The organism is Fructobacillus fructosus KCTC 3544 (genome assembly GCF_001438695.1).
GTDB classification, from domain to species: domain Bacteria; phylum Bacillota; class Bacilli; order Lactobacillales; family Lactobacillaceae; genus Fructobacillus; species Fructobacillus fructosus.
In genome coordinates, this window is the sequence record NZ_JQBH01000024.1 from 854 (window position 1) to 3,096 (window position 2,243).

At 40.1% G+C, this 2,243-nt stretch carries 5 protein-coding genes; all 5 read left to right on the plus strand.

Features of this window, described 5'->3' with window-relative positions; all coding sequences use genetic code 11:
• On the plus strand, nt 1-624 hold a 624-nt coding region (locus IV71_RS07435), incomplete at its 5' end, for a putative HNHc nuclease (RefSeq protein WP_056995072.1).
• A gap of 17 nt (nt 625-641) precedes the next feature.
• Nucleotides 642-1,223, plus strand: coding sequence for a hypothetical protein (locus tag IV71_RS07440; RefSeq protein ID WP_010691329.1), 582 nt, complete (start codon nt 642-644; stop codon nt 1,221-1,223).
• Nucleotides 1,224-1,225: 2 nt separating this feature from the next.
• Nucleotides 1,226-1,465: a hypothetical protein gene (locus tag IV71_RS07445; protein WP_010691330.1), complete on the plus strand. Its 240-nt coding sequence runs from the start codon at nt 1,226-1,228 to the stop codon at nt 1,463-1,465.
• Nucleotides 1,465-1,866 (plus strand): YopX family protein, encoded by a 402-nt coding sequence (locus IV71_RS07450; RefSeq protein ID WP_010691333.1) that lies wholly within the window; start codon nt 1,465-1,467, stop codon nt 1,864-1,866. Before IV71_RS07445 ends, IV71_RS07450 begins: the two co-directional genes overlap by 1 nt.
• Nucleotides 1,866-2,099 carry a hypothetical protein gene (locus IV71_RS07455; RefSeq protein ID WP_010691334.1) on the plus strand — a complete coding sequence of 78 codons (234 nt, stop codon included), beginning with the start codon at nt 1,866-1,868 and terminating at the stop codon, nt 2,097-2,099. Before IV71_RS07450 ends, IV71_RS07455 begins: the two co-directional genes overlap by 1 nt.
• Nucleotides 2,100-2,243: the final 144 nt, after the last annotated feature.

Consider the following 2,243-nt stretch of genomic DNA (forward strand, 5'->3'; position numbering starts at 1 on the left):
CTAGAAAGCCCAGATAAGCTGTATGAGCTCGATAAAGTGCAGGATAGTGTAATCACACTAAACATACAAGATGGACGTTCTGTGAGCCCTAAACAGCGTAATTTTGCATTTGCTCTTATCGGCGATATTGCCAAAGCTGAAATTGGTGGCAAATGGGCAGGCGAACCTGAGTTGATTAAGCGGGCATTCTACTTCGCCATGGATGTGTTTTACGATATCGAGGGCTTTAGCTTGTCAAACGGCCGTGGAAACATGTCAGACGCCAACACGTTTATCAACATGCTGTTGGAGTTTTGCTTGCAGCATAACGTGCCACTAAGCAAGAGACCACTAGACAACTTAGACGACCCAGCCATCGCTCGCTACGAATATGCCTGCCTGATGAACAAGCGCTGCGTGATTTGCGGACTGAAAGCAGACCATCACCATATAACAGGTAGCAAGGTCGGAATCGGAAACGACCGCACGAAGATTAATCACAGAGGCCGGCGCTTGATTGCCTTGTGTCGAGAACATCACGACTTGTTCCATCACGAGGAAAAAGAACGCATGGCTGAATACCATTTGCAGGGTGTACCTGTGAACGAAGAAATTGCAAGAATTTACAACTTAAATTACTGGTAAAAGAGGAATTGGTATAGGTGGTTTTTGAAAATAAAAAGTATGGAATTCGTTCAATGAACGGGCCATTATCTGATGAAGCAGCAAAAATGATTGCTAAGCTTATGGCAAAAATGGTTGCTGATCACTTTGAAGAAAAGGAAGACGAAAAAATGACTAAGAAATTTACTGAAGAAGAATATCAGAAGATTGTTGAGATTGCTGACCGACTCCTTGACGACAAAAACAGGGCAGATATTGAACTATCAACGCTTGACGAGATTTATTTTAGAATTCAGAAATCGTCAAATGCGGAAGAAAATAATAAGTTTAAAGACCTAAACCAAGAGCTTGCTTTAATCGCACTTCCAAAATCTCGTGACTGGGCGCATGACCAGTTTGTTGAGAAAGAGAAGAGATATTACTGGAAATACAAAAAGACTGATAATGGTGGGAAAAGATGGGTACTAACTAACAGATACGGAATCATCACAACGTGGTGTGACACCGATGATGGTTATCTAGAAGATTACAAAAAAGATGAAACTTATTTATTATCAAAAAAAGAAGTTGTCGAAGCTGGTTATAACCCAGACATGTTCGACCGAGAAGAGGTGGAGTGATAATGAAAATACTAAGTTTACAGAGCGTTGGATTAGGTGCCGTATTTTCTGATGGTATAGGTGTCAACGAGCCGTATATCGTAAAAGTTGGCGAAAAACTAAAAGACGGTCGTGGTTATGAAACTCAGGTAGAGGTTACGCGTATCGAAGATGAAGACGAATGGTATAAAGTTTACACTTCAGACGGTCATTTTCGAATTTTTCCAGCAGACAAATACATTGCAGAATGGGGCGAAGAGTAATGAGAGAGATTAAGTTTAGGGAGTGGGACGCACAACGTGGCACCATATCTTATGGTGAACGTGAAGATTTTGACGATATGATTGGTTTCAGATTTGAGCACACAGAAAACGTCGATGGAGATTTAAGCAAAGAGCGAGTTCTTGAACAGTACACAGGCCTGCGTGATAAGAACGATAGGGAAATCTATGAAGGCGATATTGTAAAGTTGCACGTTGTTATCTTGTCCCCTGATGACAAAATTGGATATATCGAGTATCGACCTGAGTTTGGTTACTGCATTAACTTTGGAAAATCCATTGCACGTCAGGAGTATTGGGCAGCTAACGATAAACACACCATTGAAGTGATTGGCAACATTCACGAGAACCCAGAACTATTGGAGAAAACAGGAGTGGAGTGATGAGCAGTACAACTGATTTGAAAATGCATGGTAAAAAAATTTCAGAAGGTTTTAGAGGAGAAAATCCATATTACTGGCGAACAGTTAATGGTTTCTGGTTGGTAAAGGATAATATTTCCGGAATGGTAACTTCTGACGTTAATTTAAATAAGGCTATCAAAATTACCGAAACAGAAGCTAAAAAAACTGATTTCGAATTTGAGAAGTTGACACCCTATGAAAAGAAACCATAGAAGGTTCTCTGATGGATATATTTTTTGAAACAAAAGTAATCATCGTAAGTAACTTGAACAAACATACTCCTGAAATTCTAAACATGATTGACGATGACTGGGAGCAGTTGTCAGTTGATAAGATAGACGGTGGTTTCATGATTA